At 46.4% G+C, this 22,591-nt stretch carries 13 protein-coding genes and 1 pseudogene; 13 read left to right on the top strand and 1 reads right to left on the bottom strand.

The genetic code is table 11. From position 1 onward, the window contains the following. Positions 1-17: 17 nt before the first annotated feature. The 12 genes from PVA01S_RS17385 (at position 18) to PVA01S_RS17325 (ending at position 18,009) form a co-directional block, all read left to right on the top strand. Positions 18-197, top strand: a complete 180-nt coding sequence (locus tag PVA01S_RS17385; protein WP_015253841.1) for a hypothetical protein — start codon at positions 18-20, stop codon at positions 195-197. After that, a complete protein-coding gene (locus PVA01S_RS17380; protein ID WP_164751880.1) occupies positions 190-774 on the top strand; it encodes an ATPase in 585 nt (194 codons plus the stop codon). Before PVA01S_RS17385 ends, PVA01S_RS17380 begins: the two co-directional genes overlap by 8 nt. Before the next feature lie 364 nt (positions 775-1,138). After that, on the top strand, positions 1,139-2,206 hold the full coding sequence (locus PVA01S_RS17375; protein WP_127608666.1) for a restriction endonuclease-related protein: 1,068 nt from the start codon (positions 1,139-1,141) through the stop codon (positions 2,204-2,206). Next, a complete protein-coding gene (locus PVA01S_RS17370; protein ID WP_127608665.1) occupies positions 2,203-5,292 on the top strand; it encodes a pPIWI_RE_Z domain-containing protein in 3,090 nt (1,029 codons plus the stop codon). Before PVA01S_RS17375 ends, PVA01S_RS17370 begins: the two co-directional genes overlap by 4 nt. After that, the gene (locus PVA01S_RS17365; RefSeq protein ID WP_164751879.1) at positions 5,276-7,741 is read left to right on the top strand and encodes a pPIWI_RE module domain-containing protein; all 2,466 of its coding nucleotides are present in this window, start codon (positions 5,276-5,278) and stop codon (positions 7,739-7,741) included. The genes PVA01S_RS17370 and PVA01S_RS17365 overlap by 17 nt, the downstream gene beginning before the upstream one ends. A 15-nt stretch (positions 7,742-7,756) precedes the next feature. After that, entirely contained in the window at positions 7,757-8,713 is a 957-nt protein-coding gene (locus PVA01S_RS17360; RefSeq protein WP_127608663.1) for a 3'-5' exoribonuclease YhaM family protein, read from the top strand. Between the two features lie 92 nt (positions 8,714-8,805). Then, positions 8,806-9,927, top strand: coding sequence for a Fic family protein (locus tag PVA01S_RS17355; RefSeq protein WP_127608662.1), 1,122 nt, complete (start codon positions 8,806-8,808; stop codon positions 9,925-9,927). Positions 9,928-10,054: 127 nt separating this feature from the next. Then, complete coding sequence (locus tag PVA01S_RS17350) at positions 10,055-10,423, top strand: HIRAN domain-containing protein (RefSeq protein ID WP_218029645.1); 369 nt, start codon at positions 10,055-10,057, stop codon at positions 10,421-10,423. A 64-nt stretch (positions 10,424-10,487) separates the two neighbouring features. Further along, on the top strand, positions 10,488-11,441 hold the full coding sequence (locus tag PVA01S_RS17345) for a helix-turn-helix transcriptional regulator (protein ID WP_127608660.1): 954 nt from the start codon (positions 10,488-10,490) through the stop codon (positions 11,439-11,441). Between the two features lie 179 nt (positions 11,442-11,620). Continuing rightward, the gene (locus PVA01S_RS17340; RefSeq protein ID WP_164751878.1) at positions 11,621-14,443 is read left to right on the top strand and encodes a PD-(D/E)XK nuclease family protein; all 2,823 of its coding nucleotides are present in this window, start codon (positions 11,621-11,623) and stop codon (positions 14,441-14,443) included. After that, complete coding sequence (locus PVA01S_RS17330; RefSeq protein ID WP_164751877.1) at positions 14,436-17,735, top strand: UvrD-helicase domain-containing protein; 3,300 nt, start codon at positions 14,436-14,438, stop codon at positions 17,733-17,735. The genes PVA01S_RS17340 and PVA01S_RS17330 overlap by 8 nt, the downstream gene beginning before the upstream one ends. 10 nt (positions 17,736-17,745) lie before the next feature. Next, positions 17,746-18,009, top strand: a complete 264-nt coding sequence (locus tag PVA01S_RS17325) for a hypothetical protein (RefSeq protein ID WP_244932982.1) — start codon at positions 17,746-17,748, stop codon at positions 18,007-18,009. 260 nt (positions 18,010-18,269) lie between these two features. Here PVA01S_RS17325 and PVA01S_RS17320 read toward each other — a convergent pair. Then, positions 18,270-19,461, bottom strand: a pseudogene (locus tag PVA01S_RS17320) (IS256 family transposase). 306 nt (positions 19,462-19,767) lie between these two features. Between PVA01S_RS17320 and PVA01S_RS17315 the strand changes: the two are divergent. Beyond that, the gene (locus PVA01S_RS17315) at positions 19,768-22,590 is read left to right on the top strand and encodes a DEAD/DEAH box helicase (protein ID WP_127608656.1); all 2,823 of its coding nucleotides are present in this window, start codon (positions 19,768-19,770) and stop codon (positions 22,588-22,590) included. Position 22,591 lies beyond the last annotated feature (1 nt).

Raw genomic sequence — 22,591 nt, 5'->3', positions numbered from 1 at the left:
GGGTTGGATGGTGACCTATGATGGATCGTATTCAAGATTTGCAAAAACTGATCAAACTTACGGGCGATCGCGCGAAACTGGATGCAAAAGCGAACGGAACTTATATTGTCTATCAAACGGAAAAAGGCCAGATTGTCAAAGAATATGCAAACGGTGTGATCGAGCCAATCGACAATCCTGGGGTTCATCATGAATGAGTACTCCACAGTGATGGTTGTATTCGCCGGCAATAACGGCAGCGGCAAAAGCACCATTCGCAATTTGATAGTGGACAGGCTTGGTATCAGTGTCAATATAGATCCCGACGCTTTAGCTCGGAGCATTGATTCTGACCATCCGGATCGCCGCAAAGTATCCGCAGGCAAAGAAGCGATTAAACTTGCGAGAGATTGTATCCATCATAAACGCGATTTTTCTGTAGAAACGACTTTGGCCGGCGGTAATGCGATACGACTGATACGGGAAGCCAAGGCGAACGGCTTTGAAGTGACGATGTTTTATGTGGGTCTAAATGATGTTCGGCTCAATATCGAACGTGTTGCCGCCAGAGTTCGAAACGGCGGACATCATATACCGACTGAAGACATCATTCGGAGACAAACCACATCCATGCAAAATCTGCTAACTCATATCCATCTCATTGATCATTTGATTGTGATTGATAATAGCGAAGTTTCCGGTAAAATCGTTATGCAAGCTGAACATAGTATTTTAAAATATCAGGCCGAATCTCTTCCAAAATGGGTGCATAAGATCAAGGATCAGTTACATTGATTATGGAGAATCATATGAAGTTTGAAATTAGCAAATCTATGGAAAACAAAATTAATAATTGGGATAAATGTGAACCCAAAGATGTAACGGGAGCAAAGTTTGCGTACATATTTATACCAACAAGTCTAGGATTGGTTATCAAGGTCCAGTGTGATGTTTGTAAAAGGGAATTACTACTAACCGAAGATGATTAAATCTTGAATTTTACATTTTTCCCAATGTGAATAAGGACTTCTACGCGACTGGATTAGATCTGGTCGTTTTTTTGTGCAGAACATATATTCGCTGACAAAGTGTTGTCATGACTTAACTATAAAATAAAAATATACTAGGTGATTTTTAATCCATTACCGGTGGTGTTGAAATGCAAATTGATAAGAATGATGTGAGGGATTGTTTGTTAAACTTAATCGCAGGTTTGTCGCAGTGGGGAGAAGACTTCAGCGAGCCGCCGGCTCTATTGCGTCAAGGACATATGCAGTTTGTTCGACTCCTGATGTTGGAGGGAAAAAAAGCTCCAATTGATTTGCATTCACTTATTCAATTGTTGCAAAAACCGGCAGAAGAATGGGGAATTGTAGTAGCCGGTATCTATCCGGAGGAAGCGCCGCTCTTGATTCCGGACCTGGGCTTGTCACCAGACGCACGTGAATTTAAAATCATGTACGATTCGCCGGAAGAAGCTCAGACACAAGAAATAGTAGAGATATTGCGCTACTGCCGAGGGACAATGCCGATGCTAGAGGAGAAGTACCGAAAACTTCGAGAGTTCCTTATTACCAATCCGGTTGTATCTGCTTACCGTTTAATGGAGTTTGGGCTGGAGCTTAAGGATACAGAACTGATGAAAAAGCTTAGTCGCTGTTATGAAGAAATTTCGGACGATGTAGAACGATATCGCAAATGTCCACGATGCGGATGGACGCTGGAATTTCGTAACGATCACTGGCAATGCGGGGCAGAAGATCTTTGTGGGAAACTGGCCAGTCGCGGAGAGCTTAAGAAATGGGAAATCCATGAGCCCATGCATCGATTGCGTTATGGAATTTATCGGTACACGATGTTGCCAGGGTTGGCTGAACTTACAGCTAAAGATTGGCTAACGAAGAAAGGTTACAAAGTTCAACTCTTTCCGCAAGTAGACCGGTTTGATTTAGCCGTCGAATTGGATACGCATATCGTCTATCTGGATATGAAGGATTTTAAGCACCCCCTACACCTGGCTAACTTCTTCAATAAAATGCAACCCCACCAACTAGAGAAATATCGAGACCCACATGTATATATTGTCATTCCGCAATACCGAACGAAAATATACCCCGGTTACTCGAAGCTTGTTAAACAAGCACTTATGGCTCATGCGAGTCATCTGAAAGTCATAAATGAGCGGGATGTGCAGAAGCATCTGGCTGGGGAGGCAACGGAGAGATGAGAGTATCGTATTGGACCTATTTTGAGCAGTTCCTTCCGCGTCTCTTGCCATCTGGATTGCCGCGGCAAAACATTGAAACCATTTATACTGTGGAATTGTTCGTTACAGGATGTTTGATGGTTGATTCTTCTATGGATATCCGCGAAGGTTATACGATTTTATCAGGTTACGACTCACCTATTCTTCCCAAGCATGCTCGGAAGGAGATTGCACACCGTTTAAGAGTTTTATATAGTGCTTTGCGCTCAAGGATGACATGGGACAACTTATTCGAACGATATGAAGAAGTTTCGGTTGAATATAGATTATATGAAAACGACGGTAGTCATTGGAGACTCCGGACTCCTGCCTTGTTCGCCGATCGCAGGAAATGGTACGAGCAATTATTAGAACAAGCTGTTGCCCATCTGTCTAAAGACATACACTTTGCTACATCAGGCAAGTTCCACTATTACAAATATAATCAGGAACAAGAGTCCATTCGTTATGGCGGAGAAATTCCACCGCCGTTGGTTAATACGTCAACATTTCCGAGATATAGACCGAAGGGGAGATTTACACTTCATCTTGGAGACGAGCATACTTATCAGACAGAGGGGATGCGAGAAGCTTCGGCAGCCTTGGAATGGAAGGAACGGGCCGGAATTGGACTTAAACTAAAATCATTGACTAACCCCAGTATCCGACAGTTTGAGTATAAGGGCTTACAGCATATCGTAGGGGGACTGGGGTCGGGAAAATCCACATTTATGGTGTTGGAAACGGATCGATTAGTCCGAGCAGGAGCTCGTGTCGGATTCATTGAGAGCAGTGTCCCTCAAGTATTAAATCGAGTTAAGGAACTTCGTTTATTGGGAATTAACGCTGTTCCTGTAATTGGAAGATCGGGTCGCCGTAAACATCAGAAAGATTATATATCCGCCCGTCGCCATCAGATTCGGGATGTAACGGATTGGGGGCAGGATTCTTATCTGGAACTCCGACATGTATCCGATTTTTGCATCATCCATGCCCTTGCCAATGACCATGAAAATACGACAGATTATCCATGTCGTCAGTTAATACAGCAGGAGAAAAAGTGCGTATGCCCCTATGCAGCCAGTTGCGGAATCTATTGCGATTTCGCAGCCCTGGTCCAGGCGGAAGTATGGGTTACAACCTCAGCAAGCATATTGAAAACAAAACTACCTGTTATGCTGGACCCTTATGAGAGAACAGTCTATGAAGCGATGTATGACTTGTTAGACATCATTTTCGTTGATGAAGCCGATGCGGTTCAGAAGCAATTCGACGATTCCTTCGTCTCCGAGATTGCATTGTTTGGTAACTCTCAGCATCTCTTTGAGAAGACCCTGTTAGAATCATTTCGAAAAACGATAGGTTATTATGGTAAGTATGCACATGACGAGGTTGTACAAGACTGGATGGATGTTCTGAATCGCCTTGAAAGCACCATCCGCCGCGGTGTATATCGTACATTGAATTTAACGCCTGAATTCGCTCAGTTTTTGTACCGGAAGCTATTACGGCTCTCTACCGAAGCTTATCGCATCAGTGGTGCTTTCGCCAAGGACGAACAGAATCGGGAGAGAATTGAACAGGAATTACGCAACTATGCGGATCATCCGCTGGACCACCCTATCTATGCAGATGTAACGAAAATGCTGCAAGCTCGAACGAAGAAGGAGCGGGAACAAGCTCTAACTACCATTCTCCATAAGTTGGGCGGTGAGACAAACCCTGTTGGAAGATTGAAATTCCCGGTTCATTCGTTGGAATTATATTTATGTCTGGCACTTATCGATCATGATATACAAGTGTTCATGGATCTTTATCCGCTAGTTCAAGCCAAATTAGGAAAATTATCTGAATTCGAGGGACTTTACACGATTCAACGTGAGTTTTCAGCAATTATGAAAGATGCGATGACAGGACGTATGACCGGGTATCTGTATGAAGTAAAACCTGGGAATGACACAGGTACATTCAAAGCCGTTCAGTATTCAGGTGTCGGTCGACTTCTCCTTGAAGACTGGCAATCGATCTACGCTGGAATAGATGGATATGAAGGTCCTGCGGTTGTTCTGCTTTCAGGTACAAGTCTGGCTCCAGGATCAGCCCATTATCATATTGCATCGTTGCCTGGATGGCTGTTGGAATCCAATCTGGGTGTTCCAGTCATTCACCAGGAATATTATCCGATCTATGAGCACGGGAAGGAAACCCCTATCCAAATATCCGGTGAGATTGAGGATAGGAGAGAACGAAATCTACGTGCGCTAACCGCCAAGTTAATGTCCAAGATTGAACAAGAATTGCTGGAGTGGCGTTACTCGGGTGCAAATCGTAAAGTGCTGTTGATTGTCAACTCTTATGAGGACGTTGCTGATGTCGGAGCCGTATTTGCATCACATTCTTCTTGGAAAAATAGATACCGCCAGTTAACGAGGGACCCGGATCCTTTTCATGAAGCCGAGTTTTCAAGAGCAGAATTAGAGCGGTTTGCTAACGAAAACGCTGATGTGCTGATCGCCCCGTTACTTGCGATAAGTCGCGGTTATAACATTCTGGATGATACGAAAGGTTCATTATTCGGATCTGTGTTTTTTATGATACGGCCATATCCGATACCGCAGGACATGACCTATCTCATCCAACTTTTGCATGCCAAACTGCCTGACTTCATTGAACGTGCCGATTTTGAAGGCAAGCTTTATAGGCAGGCACTGGACCTCATTCGCAGCGAAAGTAATAGCTTGCTCCACCGGATGTACCGCAAACCAGACTATTGGTCCGTATTAAATCCTGCGGAGAGAAAGACCATAGCCTGGTATACGTTTATTCCAGTCTGGCAAACGATTGGAAGGCTTCTTCGCAAAGGCACACCGGCGAGAGTGTTCTACTGTGATGGTAAATTTCTAGCTCAGCCCATGCGCACGGATGTTGGGGAATCGATGTTGGATTACTGGCTGAAGATCATGGTGGATCATGAATCAAATCCAGCATTTCGCAGTTTATATGGACCATTTATAGACAGTATGAAAGTCATGATGGAAAGGAATGAGGCCCATGAGTCGGACTGGTAAATTGCTGCAGCTGTATGCTTTCGAGAGCGACCAAAATGCTTGGAATAATAAGCAGATCTATCTACTGGATATACCAACGGTTTGGAGAGAATTTATTCGTCAATTTTATAATGGCGTTAAGCTGCCCTTTGCGATTAAGCCATTAGGTAAAAAACTGCAAAGTATATTTCCACAGATCGTCTCGGTCAATAACCAATTTTATCTGGATGAAAACCGTCCGTGGCTCATTGCAACGCAGCCAGTCCCGGTTGGAATGACCCTATTACTGGCTAAGGGATGGATGAACCAAATAGCAACGAGGCAAGGCGTAGCTGCACCGGATGATTTGGATACGAGTACAATGGACTGGCGAAGCGAGGCGGTAGATTCCATTTTGCATCGTGATTCAAGGTTAAAATATGAATTGCTTCCTGCTCTAGTTGCACATCAATTTTGCTTGATTCCGAAACAACTACTGCTTGATAACCGGGATGAGCCTGTTGAGCTTATGTTCTCGCAGGTATATGCCACGCAAAAGGCAGAGTGCATGTCTGAGCCCATAACCACTAGATCTGGTACTTTTTCTTATGTCGTCCGATTTCGGTTACAATATAGGGCCGGTGAGCCGGAACGACTATTATTGATGGTTTCGGCTGGAATAAGACGGTTTATTACGAAACCACAGGAGACCAAATATCTGAAAGGCGGCATTAATAGCACGTTATTGGTTTCCATGGACAATCCTCTGATCAAAGATCAGGGAATGGGATTACGTTCGTACGCGAGTTTATCTTTTCGCAGAGAAGGTGGAACTGAGCCTTATACACGTTGGTCTGAAGGGCTCGACGAATTGTTTTGTGATGTCTTATGGGGCAATCCGTTATCGACTGAGGATATCTTAACAAATCCAGTCAAGTATCACTCAGATCGTTCCCCTAAGATATGGGTCGTTCATAATAACAGAGTCTTTAACCCCCTATATGTTGAAGCGGGAATCAGCATTCAGGAGAAAATGAGATTTTACGAGATGGTACGGGAGAATGTATCCGACTGGAGATCGCTTACGCCGTTGCCACTTGTGCCGAAGCCTAAGCTAGAAGGGACAAGGAGGCGAGTAAGAGAACCGATCCCACCCGTATACTGCGGTCATGATAAAGATTTTGTGCTTGAAGTGTGGGGACCGGACTCTCTTTATCAATGTGTCGTCGAAGCATTGAAGGCTAAAAAATATAAAGGAAAGTTGCTGGCTGAACATGTTGACGGAGAAGTTTTTAGGTTGAACTCTTCCTCTCGAAACCGCATCATTGTGGTCAAGTGTGACAGGAAGGACTATGTAGATGGCTTGGATCGCGGAGCACTTAAGGACCTGGCGGATGAACATCGAACCAACAAAATCCTCCGAAGCATCGAACATGTTAAAGGGAATCAAGCCATAACTTGCTCATTGATTGAAATATTACCTAAAGACGACTGGAAGAAGCTTGGCGAAGGAATAGATCCCAAGCAAGCCGTACGCAAAGGGTTTCAATTAACGGGGAGGATCACTCAATTCGTCTATCCCGAAAACGGGGCAAAGAAGTCTAAACGTAAGAAAGATAAACCGGAGTCAAGCTATATTCACAAAGTCTTCAACTGTATTTTGGATTTATTGGGGGATGCGGGAGTTATCGATTACAAGGCACATATGGATGTAAATGAACAACGCCCAATCATAGCCTATGATCTGGTTTCAGGTGATAAAGGAACTTATGCGATTCTTACGAAATTGGAAGACGGTGTATTAATGGTAAAAAGCCGGGGCAGTGAGGAATGGTTGAGTTTATCAGAAGCTGTGTTGAAAACAGATCAATTTGATCCGCTTCCCAAAGCCCCGGATGCGCTAAAGAAAGAGGTCGCTCGTTGGTTCGGTGAGCAGTTAAGAATGGAACGAATGAGTGGCAAGGAGCCGATCGTATTAGTTGAAGCGGAGCTTCGATATAAAGGGTTGGACGGCATTCAAAACAACAAAATTGGCCGTGGTAAGAATCCTGACTTACCTGGATGGATACAGAACGATCATGGGATGACCGTTATTCGTGTTAATTCCAATGATGACGTTCCAGCCTATGGTTTTCGCCCCATGTCATTCTCTATAGGTGTCTATTCTGATAACGAGTCAGGACTGTATTACGGTGTAGGAACCAAACCCAAGACCCAGAGGAACATTGCCAAATCTATGACCAAGTACGATAACCCTGAAACGGCATTTCAGCAACCCCGAGTTGTGGAATATATGCCATTAGGTCCGATGGATAGGCAAGACCGAGAGCGCTTAGCTTGGATGGTGCATCGCTTACGTGAAGTGTGCATCACCTTTGAATCGACTACGGCACAACCTTATCCCTTGAAAATGACGGGTACGTTAAAGAAATACTTACAATTCAAGGAATATGAGATCACTGAGGCAGAGGCAGAGTTTTTGGAGTTGTAGATGGGGGTGAAAAGAATGACTTTGATTAAAGATCTGAGTACGAATGATGAATTCGTCGGCTTCTATTTGCTGAAAGAGCTGGAGCTGAAGCAGACCAACACATCCCCGGCAAAGGATTACTTCGATTTGGTGCTGTGTGATGCCAGCGGCCAGCTCCCTGCAAAGTATTGGGATGTGAAGGAAACGGAAAAAGACGACTTTACTCCGATGACGCTTGTCAAGGTTCAGGGAATCGTTCAATTGTATCGGGAAAAGCCGCAGGTTAAGATCACCCGGATTCGCAATGTAAGCAATGAAGACGGTGTGTCTCTAACCGATTTTATTCGGGCGGCTCCAATTGAATCTGCGGAATTATTAGAGGTCATATACAGAGTAATCGAGAGTATTTCGGACCCGGTCATTCGTGATATTATAAGCTTTTGCGTCGATAAGGTGAGTGAGAAACTGGCTCATTATCCGGCAGCCAAAATGCACCATCATGCTTACTTTGCCGGACTGGCTTATCATATCGTTCGTATGCTGGAAATTGGTGAGTTCCTATGCAAGCAGCGGCCATTTCTGAATGCAGATATGATCAAAGCCGGGATTATCCTGCATGATATCGCGAAGCCCGAGGAGATGATCGCCCAGCTTGGGGTCGTGACAGACTATAGCGTACAAGGTAAGCTGATCGGTCATATCGCAATGGCAGCCGGTTGGATCACAGAAGCTGCATTGCGGCTGGAACTTCCGCTTGATTCGGAACAAGTAATCGGATTGCAGCACCTTATTCTCTCTCACCATAACCTCGGAGAATGGGGGAGCCCGGTACAGCCGCAAACGGCAGAAGCGGTAGCATTGCACTATATTGACGCACTGGATGCCAAACTCCAGATGGCGGAGGACGCACTAAGCGCCACTTCGGACAAGGAGTTGTGGACACAGCCGGTTCGAGGGCTGGAGAATAAAGCGTTGTACAGGATGTCATTGTAGAAATTAAAATATACGAAGAAAATGCAATGAAACAAAAATACTTTGCGGCAAAATAGCGGCAATGGTACAATGTTATTGAGGAAGGTGATGTTATGTTTACACCCAAATATTCAATAACGGACACCATAGCCCGCAGACTAATGGATATACAACGAGCCAGTGTTGTGGTGGATTTGCTTCCATTGCCCGCATCTATTCTGGATATGCTTAAGAAAGAATCCATGGAAAAGACGGTCATTCTTTCAACGAAAATTGAAGGAAACACGCTTGACGAGGCGACGAAGCGAAAAGTTTTGTACCAAACCAGCAATGACAATGAAGAGCAGGAAGTTTATAACTTAATGAAAGCTTTGGAATATCTGGATGAAGCCGAAAAAAGGCAGCTCCCGGTCACAGAGGAATTTATTAAAAAGCTGCATGCTATTATCCGAATATCACACGGACGAAGACCGCGTGTTAGCGAGTATCGCGAAGAACAGAATCAAGTAGGCAGCCGCAATGCCTCCGGTTTTTATTTGCCGCCGGAATGGAAAGATGTCCCGGTATTAATGGAGGATTTGGTTGCCTGGGTGAACTCGCCGGAAACCTATTCGGTTCCGGTTCCTATCAAGGCTGGCATATTCATGTGGCAGTTCCTAACGATTCATCCGTATTTGGACGGGAATGGCCGAACGGCCCGGATGATCACGACATATCTTTTACGACGCGGCGGATATGGCTTAAAGGGGTTATTTGTACTCGAGAATTTCTATGACCGCAACTTGGCTGAATATTATCGCCGACTCCAGTTGGGTCTCCATCACAATTATTATTTTGGGCGGAATGAAGCTGATTTGACGCCTTGGCTGGAATTCTTTATCGATGGTTTGGCGGAGGTTTTTCAAGAAGCCGCTGCCATCGTAACCGAGAAATCTGCTCAAATGACGAAAATCGAACCGGATCTAATTCGCAGGTTAGATCCCCAGCAAAGAATGGTGTTTGCTCAATTAACCTTTAAACAAGACACCCTAACGACAAGTGAAATGAGGGATCTGCTGCGCTTGTCGGATCGTTCAATAAGGGAAAAGGTTAGTCATTGGAGAGAAGAAGGATTCATTGAGCCGCGCGACCAAGACGCCAAAAGAGTTCGTTCGGTCAAATTATCCGCGGAATACGAGAAGTTGGCTCAAGACATTCGGAATGCGCCTGATCAGTTTGCCCATTTTCTTAAATGAATGCAGCACTGCAATCTCAAGTTGAGATGCCGCAGTGCTTTTTTTGTGCGCAGAACATATATTCGCTGACAATCTATGGTCGTTGCGATCCGTCATAATGAAGGAAAGACATGCGGGAGTGAGTACAGTGGATCAACCGATCTATATCGCCATCACAGGTACGCAGCATTACTACGGAGCAACATTTCTAAAGCCGGGTCAAATCGTTCACTTAATCAAAGACCCGAATAATCCGCATGACCATGAAGCGATGAAAGTAGAAATGACCCCAATAGGCAAGATCGGTTATGTCGCCAACAGTCCGCATACCGTACCGAAAGGATGCCGCAGCGCCGGCCGGATTTATGATACTTTCGAACATCATGTTTGCGGCATGGTTCGATTTGTTGTGAAGGATACAGCCATTGTTGAACTTACACCGGGTATAGAGGAAATGTACATCATCAAAACGACGGAGGACGTTGTGTTTTCTCCTTGTCTAGGCAGGAAGGACTAGGTAAAACGTAGAATCCCAAATATAATTGAATTTACATTATATATGCCAAGATGGGAGATATCGCATGACGGATAAAGTAATACGACTCTTTAAAATGCTTCTTGCCATTCAGGCTAATCCGGGGATTTCAGCCAAAGAGCTGGCAGATAAATGCGAGACAACGGATCGAACGATTTACAGAGACTTGAGGATATTGGATTTAATCGCACCGATCACGAACGAGGGGTATGGGAAAGGGTACCGTTTTGTCGGTAATTTCGCCATGTATCCACTGAATTTCACGGAGCAGGAAGCTTTGGTATTTTCTGTCCTGCCTTCCGTGTTGGACACCAGCAAACTGCCTCCAGGCTTTGAATCCGCTTACGACAAGGTGATGGCTACGCATGTGAAAGAAACCCGGAAGCGGTACGATACATTGGAAAATGTGGCGGACATGATCCAAATGGGCACCCCGGCTTATCGGGAGAACAGTGCCAACTTTTTGCTGCCCATCATGGAAGCGATTATCTTCAGCAAGACGATCAGGGCTGTTTACCATACCCAGAGCCGGAATGAATTGACGGAGCGCGAAATTGATCCGTACTACCTGGTTCCAAGGGATCAACGGTTCTACTTGATCGGTTATTGTCGTGCCAAGCGGGAGATTCGCACATTTCGAATCAGCCGTTTCCGGCATGTAGAGCTGACAGGAAATCATTTTGACAAGGGCGATTTCAGCATCGCGCAGTACATGAAGCACACTTGGTCCATAGAACGCGGGGATTCCTTAATCACCTTCAAGATTAAATTCCATCCCGATGTCGCCCGCTATGTAAAGGAAGAAGAATTGTTCGTGAGACCGAAGATGACCGATCTGCCAGACGGCAGCTTATTATTTGAAGTAACCGTCAACCACGAGCGCGAATTTATGAACTGGGTGGTTCAGTACGGACCTTCGGCGGAGATCCTAGAACCTGCATCTGTGCGGGAAAAGTTTAAGGAACAGCTGCAGCGTTGGGGACAGTTGTATGGGCAGTAAGTGCAAAAGTGCGTTTAACCGAAAGGAAGGTGTCCCTTGTGAAAGTAGAAGGCACATTTCTAGAACGTTTATATGATGCAATCCGTAAAGAGCCTTTTCGCCGCAAGATTGTGATCGCTCCTTCCTACATGGAAGGACAGTCTTGGTTGATGCGAATATGTCGGGAATTAGGACCGGTAATGAACACGGAGATCCATACGGTTCAATCCTTTGTTAGAAGCGAAGTAGAGTTCTCCCTGTATAAACAAGGGGTGACCTTAATCGGGGATCAGCGGTCCTTTTGGATTGTACATCATATTATGGAACAAATTGCTTCCGATGTGGATACTTACATCTCCATGGATCAAGTAAAGCCTGGTATTGTGATGCATGTTCACCAAGCCATTATGGATTTACGCCGTGCCGGGGTAAAAGCAGAAGAACTGCGTAGGGATCAACTTTTGAGCCAGCAGAAAGGCATCTATGTCAAAAAGGTGCTGTCAGCGTATGAGCGCTTTCTGAATCAGCGGCGCTGGACCGATTTCCCCGGCCTTTTGTCGTATATATCAACCCAATTGCCGGAAAACGTGGAGCTTTTTCTGCCAGACCCTATGCCGCTTCCACCGGTTTCCGCCCGGATGATGGAGCGGTTGTCAAACGAACGGATGACAAGGATTGTAGCGGATTCTTCCTTCACTGACGTCCAATCCACATTGCTGTTCGGAGAGGTTCAGTTCTATCATGCGACCGGAAGGATGGCGGAGGTTCGCGAAGCATTGAGACGAATTATTCAGGGCCGGATGCCATTGGATGAAGTGGAGATGATCGTCCCGGATGAAGAATATACGCTGGCCATTTCGACCATGTGTGCTTCTCTGGGTCTTGCTTGTTCCTTCGCAGACGGGCTGCCTGCGATTACATCCGGAATGGGAAGAGCCGCCCATTTCCTGCTGAACTGGCTGGAGTCCGGTTATCAGGTGCGGCCGCTCGTATCGATGCTGCAGCAGCAATTGATTACGTTCTCCGAACGTGAGCAAGGAATAACGAATGCGGATTGTATTCGAGCTCTGGAGAAAAATGGAATCGGCTGGGGGAAAGAACGGTATATTAAGTTGCTAGAGTCAGAAGTTGTCCGGTTCCAAGGGGATTCAAATGAAAGACCCGAAGAACGGCAGCGGACGGAACAACAACAACGGGATGACGAGATCAAGAAGCATCTGACAAACCTCCTTGGAGAATTGTTTCCAGACGAAGAGGCGCTCTCCTCTCCTAAGGGAATCTGGGGATGGCTCGTGAACGTCTTGGATCGAGTTGGTGTCTCTGGAACGGAAGAAGATGCGATTGTCCTGCAAGAAATGAGAGGTATCGCTAATGAACTGCAGGAATGTCCTGTTCCGGACTTGATGCCATTTCAGCAAATGCTCTTGTATGCCCGAGACATGCTGCAGGAACTTCGAGTCGGGGTGCAGCGGTTACCCAAGCCCGGATCCCTGTACATATCGAGTTTGCCGAACGGGGGGATCAGCGGGAGGAAACAGACGTTTCTTCTCGGGATGGATGAACATTCGTGGTCCGGGAATATCAGGCAAAATCCCATGCTTCTCGATGAAGAGTGCAGACGGATCGGTGCCGGGCTTCAAACAGCCGTGCAGAGACAAAGAGATCGGCAACGCCTTCGTGATGGTCGGCTTGGGATGATTAGCGGCAACATCACATGCAGCTTCTCGTCGTATGACTTGGCAGAAGGAGCGACAGCAAGCCCGGCTTTTCAACTTCTACAGGTCTTCCGGAAAGTATCCGGAGAACCGAATGCGGACTATGAGATGCTGCACCGGAGCTTAGGCGAACCTGTCGGGTATTTGGATGTAGAACAGCCATCCTCTACTGAGCAAAATGGATTACCCTTAGACGGTTCTCATTGCGTCTTCCGACAAATCCGTACGAATGTAAACCTTATGAAGGACCGGCAATCCTTCATCGAATCGGTCTATCCTTCGCTTCGTCAAGGCAGACTTGCACTCGAAGCGCGTGGCAGCTCGCAAGTGACGGAGCATGACGGATATATAGCGGGGGATGAATGGGCTGATTATTGGAAAGGCCGAGACGAACGGACGCTTAGCGCAAGTCAATTGGAGAAGTACGCGGAATGTCCGATGCGGTACTTTTTCCAATATGTGCTCAGGATTCGCGTGAAAGATCAGGTGACTTTTGATCGTACCTCCTGGTTGAAGCCGAATGAAAGAGGCTCGCTGCTGCACGAGGTTTATCGTCGTTATATGACGGAAGTCAGCGCAAATAAAATCATGCCTATTACACACGATCATGCCCTTTTGCTACGTATTGCGGAGGAGACGATTCTCTTATATGCCGAGCGGATTCCGGCACCGAGCCCTCATGTGTTTGAGAGGGAGCGGCAAGCGATGCTCCGGGATATTGAAGTATTCTATCGCATGGAATTGCAGGCTAATACGGCCCCCCGGTTTTTCGAACAAGAGCTCATCGTAGACGGCAAGCCGTTGCATCTTGAGCTTGGCGAGGACATGGCGATTACGCTGCGCGGAATCGTTGACCGGATCGATCAAGTTGCGCCGCATCAATATCGAATTATTGACTATAAGACCGGCAGTCCTCGGCCTTACAAGGAAAATGGCATGTTCGCAGGCGGCACGCAGCTGCAACACGCTCTATACGCGATGGGGACGGAGTCTTGGATGCGGCAAACGGGTGTGGATTCTGATGCAAAAGTGCTTGAAGCGTCTTACGTCTTTCCAAGCGAACGGGGGCACGGACAAGTGATTGGGCGCTCGCAAACCGAACGCCATCGAGTCGTCGAGGTGATTCGAGGAATCCTCTCGTCGATGGAACAGGGTCTGTTTATTCCAGCTTCAAATCCCGCGATCTGCCGGTATTGCGACTACGCGGCTGTATGCGGAGAGCACGCAGAACTGATGGCTGATAAGCGAAAGGACGAAGTGAATTCGGAGCTGCTGCACACGCTGCTGGAGGTGGAGAACATTGAATGAAGCATCCGATCAACAAGCTAGAAAGAGGATATTAGAGGAACTGAGCACGACCTTTCTGGTAGAAGCCGGTGCAGGATCAGGCAAGACAACCAGCTTGGTCGGCCGATTGCTGGCGCTCATCGAGACCGGAACGGCTAAGATCGAGCAGATTGCGGCGATCACCTTTACGAATAAAGCGGCGGATGAGATGAAGGAGCGTTTCCGTATTGCTTTGGAGCGGAAAGCGGCTGATGCTGAAGGCGAAACTAGAGGACGATTGGAAGAAGCTTTGGCCAATTTGGACCAAATCTTCATCGGAACGATCCATGCGTTCTGTTCCTCCATGCTTCGGGAGCGTCCGATTGAGGCCGGATTGGACCCTTCTTTCGAAGAAATGGATGATGAAATGAATCGTGCGTTCCACGATCAATGCTGGGACGAATATCTGATTCGGCTGCAGGCGGGAGATCCTGAAGCCCTAGCATCCTTTGGCGAGGTGGACATTGATGTAAGTATTCTTAAGAATGTCTATGATCGGGTATCCCTTTTTACGGACCTCCAAATCCCTTGCGAACCGGTCCAACGTCCTGAATTCAACCTGATCCGTCTCTCGTTGCTTCCCATGATGGAAGAAGCAAGCCGATTTATTCCGACAGTTGAACCGGAGAAGGGTTGGGATAATCTTCAGGCCAAACTGCGTGCTGCTAATCGTATGCTGCGGTTGTCGGATGAGCAGGACGATATGCTGATGCTAACACTTGCGAAGATGTTTGACTTCAAACTGGATGTGAAGCAATACAAATGGACGGATAAGAAGCAAGCCAAAGCCATCTCCGAACGATTTCATGAATGGCAGATCACGGTCCTGTTCCCCTTTCTTCAATCGTGGCGGGAATATCTGTATCCGAAGGTCATTCAATTTGTCTTGCCTGCATTGGAGTATTGCAGAGAACGGCGATTGCAGGAAGGGAAGCTGAACTTTCAGGATCTTCTGATAAATGCATGCCGTCTGCTGCGTGATTACCCGGAGGTTCGAGCGTTTTTCGCCGGGCGCTACCAACGGGTAATGGTCGACGAATTTCAGGACACCGACCCGGTCCAAGCGGAAATGATGTTTCTCTTAACAGGGGCCGGGGATGATCCGAATGAACGGAATTGGCGGAAGCTTACTCCAAAGCCGGGTTCCTTGTTCCTCGTAGGAGACCCGAAACAGTCCATCTATCGTTTCCGCCGCGCGGATATTTCCATTTATAACGAGGTGAAATCGAGGATTCACGCATGTGGAGATGTTCTTCACTTGACCAGCAATTTCCGATCCGTCGATGCGATCGGCGATTTTGTGAATGGGCAATTTGTCGGCAAGCTTCCCGTCCGAGAAACTGATGTTCAAGCGGCGTATGTCCGGATGGAAACGAATATACCCAATCCCAAAGTAAGCAAGAAAGCGAACCATGGGATCTATGCGCTTACGTATCCGAAAATTCCGGGAGGCAAGGATGCAGTAGCAGCGGTTGACGCAGAGCGTATAGCCACAACTATTGCGTGGGCTTGTCGAGATGGGAATATGCACATTCAGGAGCGGGATGGCGCAGCTTGGGTGTATAGAGAGGCGCGGCCCAGTGATTTTCTGATTTTGACAAGAACAAGGCATTATTTGCACCTATACGCGGAGGAGTTGGAGAAGAGGGGCGTAGCCGCGGAAACGGTCGGAAGCTCCGCCTTATATCCCGAGCTTCATACACTTGGACAATTAGCTCTCTATCTGGCCGATCCGTCTGACCAAGTGGCGATGCTGAGCGTCTTGCGCGGGCCTCTATTCGGTATTAGCGACAAGGAACTGATAGCGTATCGTGCTCAAGGAAATGCATGGTCAATCTATCGGGTGCCGGAGGAAACAGAAGAACGGGGTTATCCAGTTACCGCTGCATTATGGAAATTGCGGGAATATGCCGGCTGGGTCAAGGAAATGCCTGCATGGGCAGCCCTACACCACATTATAGAGGACAGCGGTCTTTTACCTTATTCTAGTGTACAAGAAGCTGGTGCCAATCGTTCTGGAACTCTTCTCAAGATGCTGGAGCTCTTGCAGCGTGGCGCCTTGCTTGCATCGGATTGGCATGAACTGGCGAAGGCGATATCGGCCATTCGGGAGAGCAAAGGAATGGAAACTGCGAGTCTCTATACGGGCAAAGGTCAAGCGGTACGGATCATGAACGTCCATAAGGCAAAAGGCCTGGAAGCGCCAGTCGTGTTTCTCGCTTGTCCTTGCGGGGACAAGGATCATGACGCTGACCAGTTTGTTGATCGTTCGGAGATAGAGGCCGCGGGCTATTTCCTGATCCAACAATCAAAAGGGTTTCAGAAAGAAACGATTGCCCAGCCGGTAGGTTGGGAATCGATGAGCGTGCGGGAACGAGCCTTCATACAGGCGGAGCGGGATCGTCTTCTCTATGTCGCGGCGACACGAGCAAAACAAATGTTGGTTATCAGCCTCTACCCTGAGCAGCCGGCGAAATGCCCGTGGAGCTCGCTAGTGGGGGGGATGGATTATATCCGGGAGATAGATGTTCCGGAAACGGATGTAGGGACTGAAGAATGTGATGAGGAATTGGAACGAGATATCGCATCTATTGATTTGGGGGCATACTTGGCTCAGAGGGAGCAGGTGTTCCATCAGCTGCGCCAGCCTACTTACGCGGAAGCAACCGTTACCGGGCTGACGAAGAACTTGGCCGACAAGCCGGAATGGTCAGCCAATGGGAGAGGCCAATCATTCGGTAGCGTAATCCATAAGGGACTTGAAGCCGTTGGAAAAGGTCTTCCGATGAACGAATTGCCTGAGTTTGTTCAATACCTCTGCCAGGTCGAAGGGGTTGCAGAGAAGGACGCGACTGATGCCCTGCCTATTATTCATGAAATTCTAAACAGTGAACTCTGGCAGCGTAGTCTGAGAGCGAAGCGTCGATTGTTTGAAATCCCGATAATGATGGTTATGAGCAAGACAATGTCTTATCCCGCAACCGAGCAAACGATGTCGGAAACAGCTGCCGTGGCATTGACGCATCAATCCAATAACGGCGGCAATCTCTTGGTGAAGGGTGTAATAGATTTCGCTTTCGAAGAGGATGATGGCTGGGTGATCGTCGACTTCAAAACGGATCAATTGGATGAGAGTAAATTAGAGCAGTTTGTCGGGTTTTATGCGCCGCAAGTGCAGGCTTATGCCAAGGCCTGGTCTGATACGTTTGGGTACAAAACGATGGAAGCGGGACTTTATTTTGTTAGTTTACAAAGATTTGTTTCTGTAAGGTAGGGGGGCTAACGTGTTAGATATCGAGACTGTTTGGGCAAATGTGTTAGCGCATGAAGGAGAAGTATTCCGCCAAATACGCGGCGGCGAATTTACATATCGATTGAAGGGAAATATGATTTTTCCAGATAGGACGAATGTTCAGATTTCCAAAAATCTACTACAAGAAGCCTTAGCCTTCTTTCCGTTATCCAATACTATAAAAATTCAGCATTTAAGAGGACCATCCTATATTTACGCGATCCTCATGGATAAGCGGATTCATCATAATCCATAACTTCTGAAGGGAAATTGCTCGAAAAGTCGAATTTATAATACTAACGGACTATTTGGGCATAAAATTACCAATACTAGGTTTACTGGTGGAGAAGATACGAATGAACTACGGAACATGCACCATACCCATATTCGGGGGTAGCGTCAAGAAGTTTGTGTAATGGGTAGGAATATCCATCTGAGTGATGAAGAAAGATAGTGTGTGAATGTTCAGACGATTGTGGCGAGCATAGCTCAAGCGAAGGCGCGGGAGTTGGTTTTTTATTCCTCCGTCTTTTCATCAATGGAAGGGTACCGTTCCTCGAAGAGCTTATTGAGATGCTTCTTAACCTCAGTGATGCCAAACCCCGGAGTCACGCGATCTGCGTACTGATCATTGTACTCCTGGCTGTCGAGATAGATGATCTTCTCTGCCGCATCCAGATTCGTTAGACTATTCATTGGCTTCAGACGCTTGCGGAATGTTCATGCGCTCTATTGCATTGGATGTGTAGATGGCCTTCTTAAGAGAAGCTGGATACTTGTAGAACGTGAGCAATGTATCCAGTTGCTCTTCCCAGGATCGGACTTCACGCGGGTACCGCTTGCCCCACTTGGCTTTGAGGGTGTCAAAGGCAGCAAGCGCCAGATCGTGATCAAGCGCATTGTAGATGGTCTTCAGATCATTGATGAAGTCTGTTTTGTCCACCACGCGGATCTTAGGGAATGTCGCTCGCACTTTATGAACAACGCAGTGCTGTACATCTGCCCTGGGGTAAGTCTCCCTGAATGCATCGTCTAAGCCAGGGAGGCCATCAAATACACCGAGCAGCACTTCCAGAGCTCCACGCTTGTAGAGATCCTTCAGGACATCTCGCCAACCGTTAGCACTTTCTTGACCGCCTACGTAGAAGCCAAGAATCTGCCTGTGACCTTCCTCGTCGATGCCCATGGCAAAGTAGATTACTTCACCTTTGACTGTGCTTCGCTTGAGCTTGATATACATGCCGTCTAGGTAGATGATTGCGTAACGCTTCTGCAAAGGCCTGGCTCTCCATTGCTCGATATCCTCCAGCACCGTAGCCGTGATGTTACTGACCGTGGTGGGTGAATAGTGGCTGCCAAACATACTCTCAATGAAGCGAGCCACATCACGGGTTCCCATGCCGGATTTGTACATCTGGATCACAGCTTCTTCAAGCCAGCCATCGCGCCTTTGATACGGTTCAAACAGTTGCGTTTGGTACTCACTATTCCGATCCCGAGGAACTTGTAGTTCTTCGATTAGACCGTACTTCGTATGGAGCGTACGTGGATAGTATCCGTTGCGACTATTGGGTTTCTCTTTATCTTCTCGATTCTCCATGAAGTGTTTGATCTCGGCCTTCATGATGGATTCCAAATTGTCTTTCACAAACTTAGTAACAAGATTTTCAAATAGATCTGACATCATACTTTGTTGTATAGTTTCCATGAGTAGGGTTCCTTTCTTGGTGACTTCAGCAATTCCGAGAATACCCTACTTTTTTGTTGCCTAGCTAGGCCCAATTACTGGTTACACAAACTATTTTACACCGCCTATTCGGGCAACGATTGGCTATATTTTAGCCCTTATGGGGAAAGGAATTCTGAGATTTAAGAGAATTTCTTTATTGAAGTGGTATACTTAGACCTGTAATTATCATTATGTAATCTTAATCTCTATATTCTATATTAAAATATTCAAGGGTTCTTCAGTTAACGGAACAATATAACTGCTTTGATAAACGAGGTGTGATAAATGATAGATTACGCTCCAGGCATGCGCGTTATTATCCGCGATGAAGAGTGGATGATAAAAAAGGTTGAAACCAATAGTTTGGACAGAAAAACGATTTACTGTGTAGGAATATCTAAGTTGGTAAAGGACAAGGAAGCGATATTTCTTACCGATATCGAAACAATAGAACAGGTTGATCCTGCAAAAACCAGGCTAGTCGTTGACGATTCTCCGTTTTTCAAAAAATCCCGACTGTTTGTGGAAAGCAAATGGCGTCAAAAAATTCCGACAAACTCCATGCTTCACGTCGGTGGAAAAGCAGCGATGGATTTAATGAATTTCCAACTTGAACCGGCTCAAGTTGCTCTTCGGCGTCCACGCCAAAGAGTACTCATAGCAGATACCGTGGGCCTTGGCAAAACGCTTGAAGCGGGTATTTTGATGGCTGAATTGATAGCCAGGGGAAAAGGAAAGAGGATTCTTGTCGTAACAGTAAAAAGTATGATGACGCAATTTCAGAAGGAGCTGTGGAACAGATTTACAATTCCATTAGTGCGTCTTGATTCGAATCATATCGCTAAGATTCGTTCGGAGCTACCTTCTAATTATAACCCCTTTTTTTATTATGATAAAACCATTGTTTCGATAGACACCTTGAAACGAGACCTCGAATACAGAACGCACCTGGAGAATGCATGGTGGGATATTATTGTGATTGATGAAGCCCATAATGTGGCTGAAAGGGGAGGACGGCAGGCACAGAGGGCAAAGCTTGCAAAATTGCTATCAGAGCGCTCCGATACGTTGATCATGCTCTCGGCTACTCCCCATGACGGACGAAGTGAAAGTTTCGCCTCCTTGATGAATATGCTTGATCCAACTGCGATAGCCAATCCTCACGATTATTCCAAGGAGGATATTAAGGGGCTTTGTATTCGACGGTTTAAAAAGGATGTAAAAGATCAGATTAAAGGTTCTTTTAAAGAAAGAAAGGTTAGCATTGAAAAGTGTGATGCATCCCCTGAGGAAGAAAGTGCTTTCCAGGTGTTTGCTGAAATGCAGCTTGAAATGGATACCACAAGCACTCGTATCGCCGGACAATTATTTAAGACAAGCCTTGAAAAGGCTATGTTTTCTAGCCCCGCAGCTTGTATAAAAAGTATTGATGAACGATTAAAGAAGCTTCATAAAAAATACGGTGCAAGCCCTATAGGTGATATTGCGAAGCTTGAAAAGCTCAAAAGTGCCTTACTCCGAATAGAACCGTCATCCTTTTCACGCTACCAGAAACTATTGGACTTGTTGCAGGATAAGAACTATGGATGGAACGTTAAAAGGAAAGACGACCGGATTGTGATATTTACTGAAAGAATTGAAACAATGCGCTACCTTGCAGCCCAGCTTCGCAAAGATCTTGGATTGAATGAAAATATCATTAAAGAAATGTATGGTGGCATGAGTGATGCCGATCAGCAGAAAATTGTTGAAGATTTTGGGCGCGAGGAATCCCCGATCCGGATTCTAGTCGCTTCAGATGTGGCTTCAGAGGGAATCAATCTGCACTATCTAAGTCATCGATTAATCCATTTTGATATTCCGTGGTCACTCATGGTATTTCAACAAAGAAATGGGCGTATCGATCGCTATGGTCAGAAAGAGCAGCCTGATATTCGCTATTTTCTTATTAACAGCAAGAATGAAAAGATCCGCGGCGACATGAGAATAATGGAGATTCTTGTTGCCAAGGAGGAACAGGCCTATAAAAACATTGGGGACCCAACCTTGTTGATGGGAACATTCAATGTCGAAGAAGAAGAACTCATTACGGCAACTGCTATTGAACAGGGGATAAGCGCTGATGAATTCAGCAAACAAATTGATGAGACGGCAGATGATTTCGACCCGTTTGAACTATTAATGCAAGGTGCATCGTCTGATGAAGAGCCTCCAACTGTGGTAAATGAGGAGACTCTCTACGGGGATAAGGATTATTTACAAAACGCGCTCCTCTATTTCTCGCAGACTGAACAAAATCCGGTGCAAGAGCTGCAAACAGTTACGGGACTTGAAATAACCGTTACCCCCGAATTAAATCGAAGATTAAAAGCTGTACTCCCGGTAGAAGCACTGCCGAAAGCCGACTTCATGCGTTTAAGTCCAGACAAACAGTTCTGTATGGATGAGATGAAACGCAGCATGCAGAACAATATGGAAGATACAGCCTGGCCCCAGACTCAATATTTGTGGCCGCTCCATCCTATTTTTGAATGGGTCAATGACAAGGCCGGACTCCTCTACGGCAGAGGAGAAGCCCCCATAGTTGGCCTGTCCGGCAAATTATCTGAGAATGAATTTCTCTATATTGTGGCCGGAACCATACCAAATCGAAAATCAACTCCGGTTGTAGATGAATGGTTTGGTCTTCGATACGTCGACGGGCGTTTTACGGAAGAACTGACGATGGAGCAACTAATTGCCATGTCCGGCTTTGGGAGAAGTGATACTCCTAACAGGAATAGGCTTTCTGAAGCAAGCAGGGAAACTGCTCAAGCCCTGCTGCCATCTGTTGTGTTCCAAGCACAAAAAGTGCTGAAACGATATAGCGAAGAGTACCGTAACCGAATTAATCCAGAGATTAGTGCGGAAATCGATAAGCTGTCTGCGCTCGAGGAGCGGCATAAGGATTACCAGCTATCGTTATTTGAAGACGACCGAAGGAAAAGCGCCAAGGAACGTGAAGTAGAGCGAATATTTAATGAGTTTACGGAATGGGTACGAGATACGCTGGAAATAAAGGACAATCCATATCTGCGGATTATTGCAGTTCTTACGGGAGTGAACTGAT

The organism is Paenibacillus validus NBRC 15382, assembly GCF_004000985.1.
Classification (GTDB): domain Bacteria; phylum Bacillota; class Bacilli; order Paenibacillales; family NBRC-103111; genus Paenibacillus_G; species Paenibacillus_G validus.
Note: the sequence above shows the minus strand (reverse complement) of the source record. Positions and strands in the feature narration are given on the sequence as shown.

Excerpts from the sequence above, each read along its gene's own strand:
- PVA01S_RS17385 (WP_015253841.1), top strand. The coding sequence starts at position 18 with ATGATGGATCGTATTCAAGATTTGCAAAAACTGATCAAACTTACGGGC.
- PVA01S_RS17380 (WP_164751880.1), top strand. The coding sequence starts at position 190 with ATGAATGAGTACTCCACAGTGATGGTTGTATTCGCCGGCAATAACGGC.
- PVA01S_RS17375 (WP_127608666.1), top strand. The coding sequence starts at position 1,139 with ATGCAAATTGATAAGAATGATGTGAGGGATTGTTTGTTAAACTTAATC.
- PVA01S_RS17370 (WP_127608665.1), top strand. The coding sequence starts at position 2,203 with ATGAGAGTATCGTATTGGACCTATTTTGAGCAGTTCCTTCCGCGTCTC.
- PVA01S_RS17365 (WP_164751879.1), top strand. The coding sequence starts at position 5,276 with ATGAGTCGGACTGGTAAATTGCTGCAGCTGTATGCTTTCGAGAGCGAC.
- PVA01S_RS17360 (WP_127608663.1), top strand. The coding sequence starts at position 7,757 with ATGACTTTGATTAAAGATCTGAGTACGAATGATGAATTCGTCGGCTTC.
- PVA01S_RS17355 (WP_127608662.1), top strand. The coding sequence starts at position 8,806 with ATGTTTACACCCAAATATTCAATAACGGACACCATAGCCCGCAGACTA.
- PVA01S_RS17345 (WP_127608660.1), top strand. The coding sequence starts at position 10,488 with ATGACGGATAAAGTAATACGACTCTTTAAAATGCTTCTTGCCATTCAG.
- PVA01S_RS17340 (WP_164751878.1), top strand. The coding sequence starts at position 11,621 with ATGAACACGGAGATCCATACGGTTCAATCCTTTGTTAGAAGCGAAGTA.
- PVA01S_RS17315 (WP_127608656.1), top strand. The coding sequence starts at position 19,768 with ATGATAGATTACGCTCCAGGCATGCGCGTTATTATCCGCGATGAAGAG.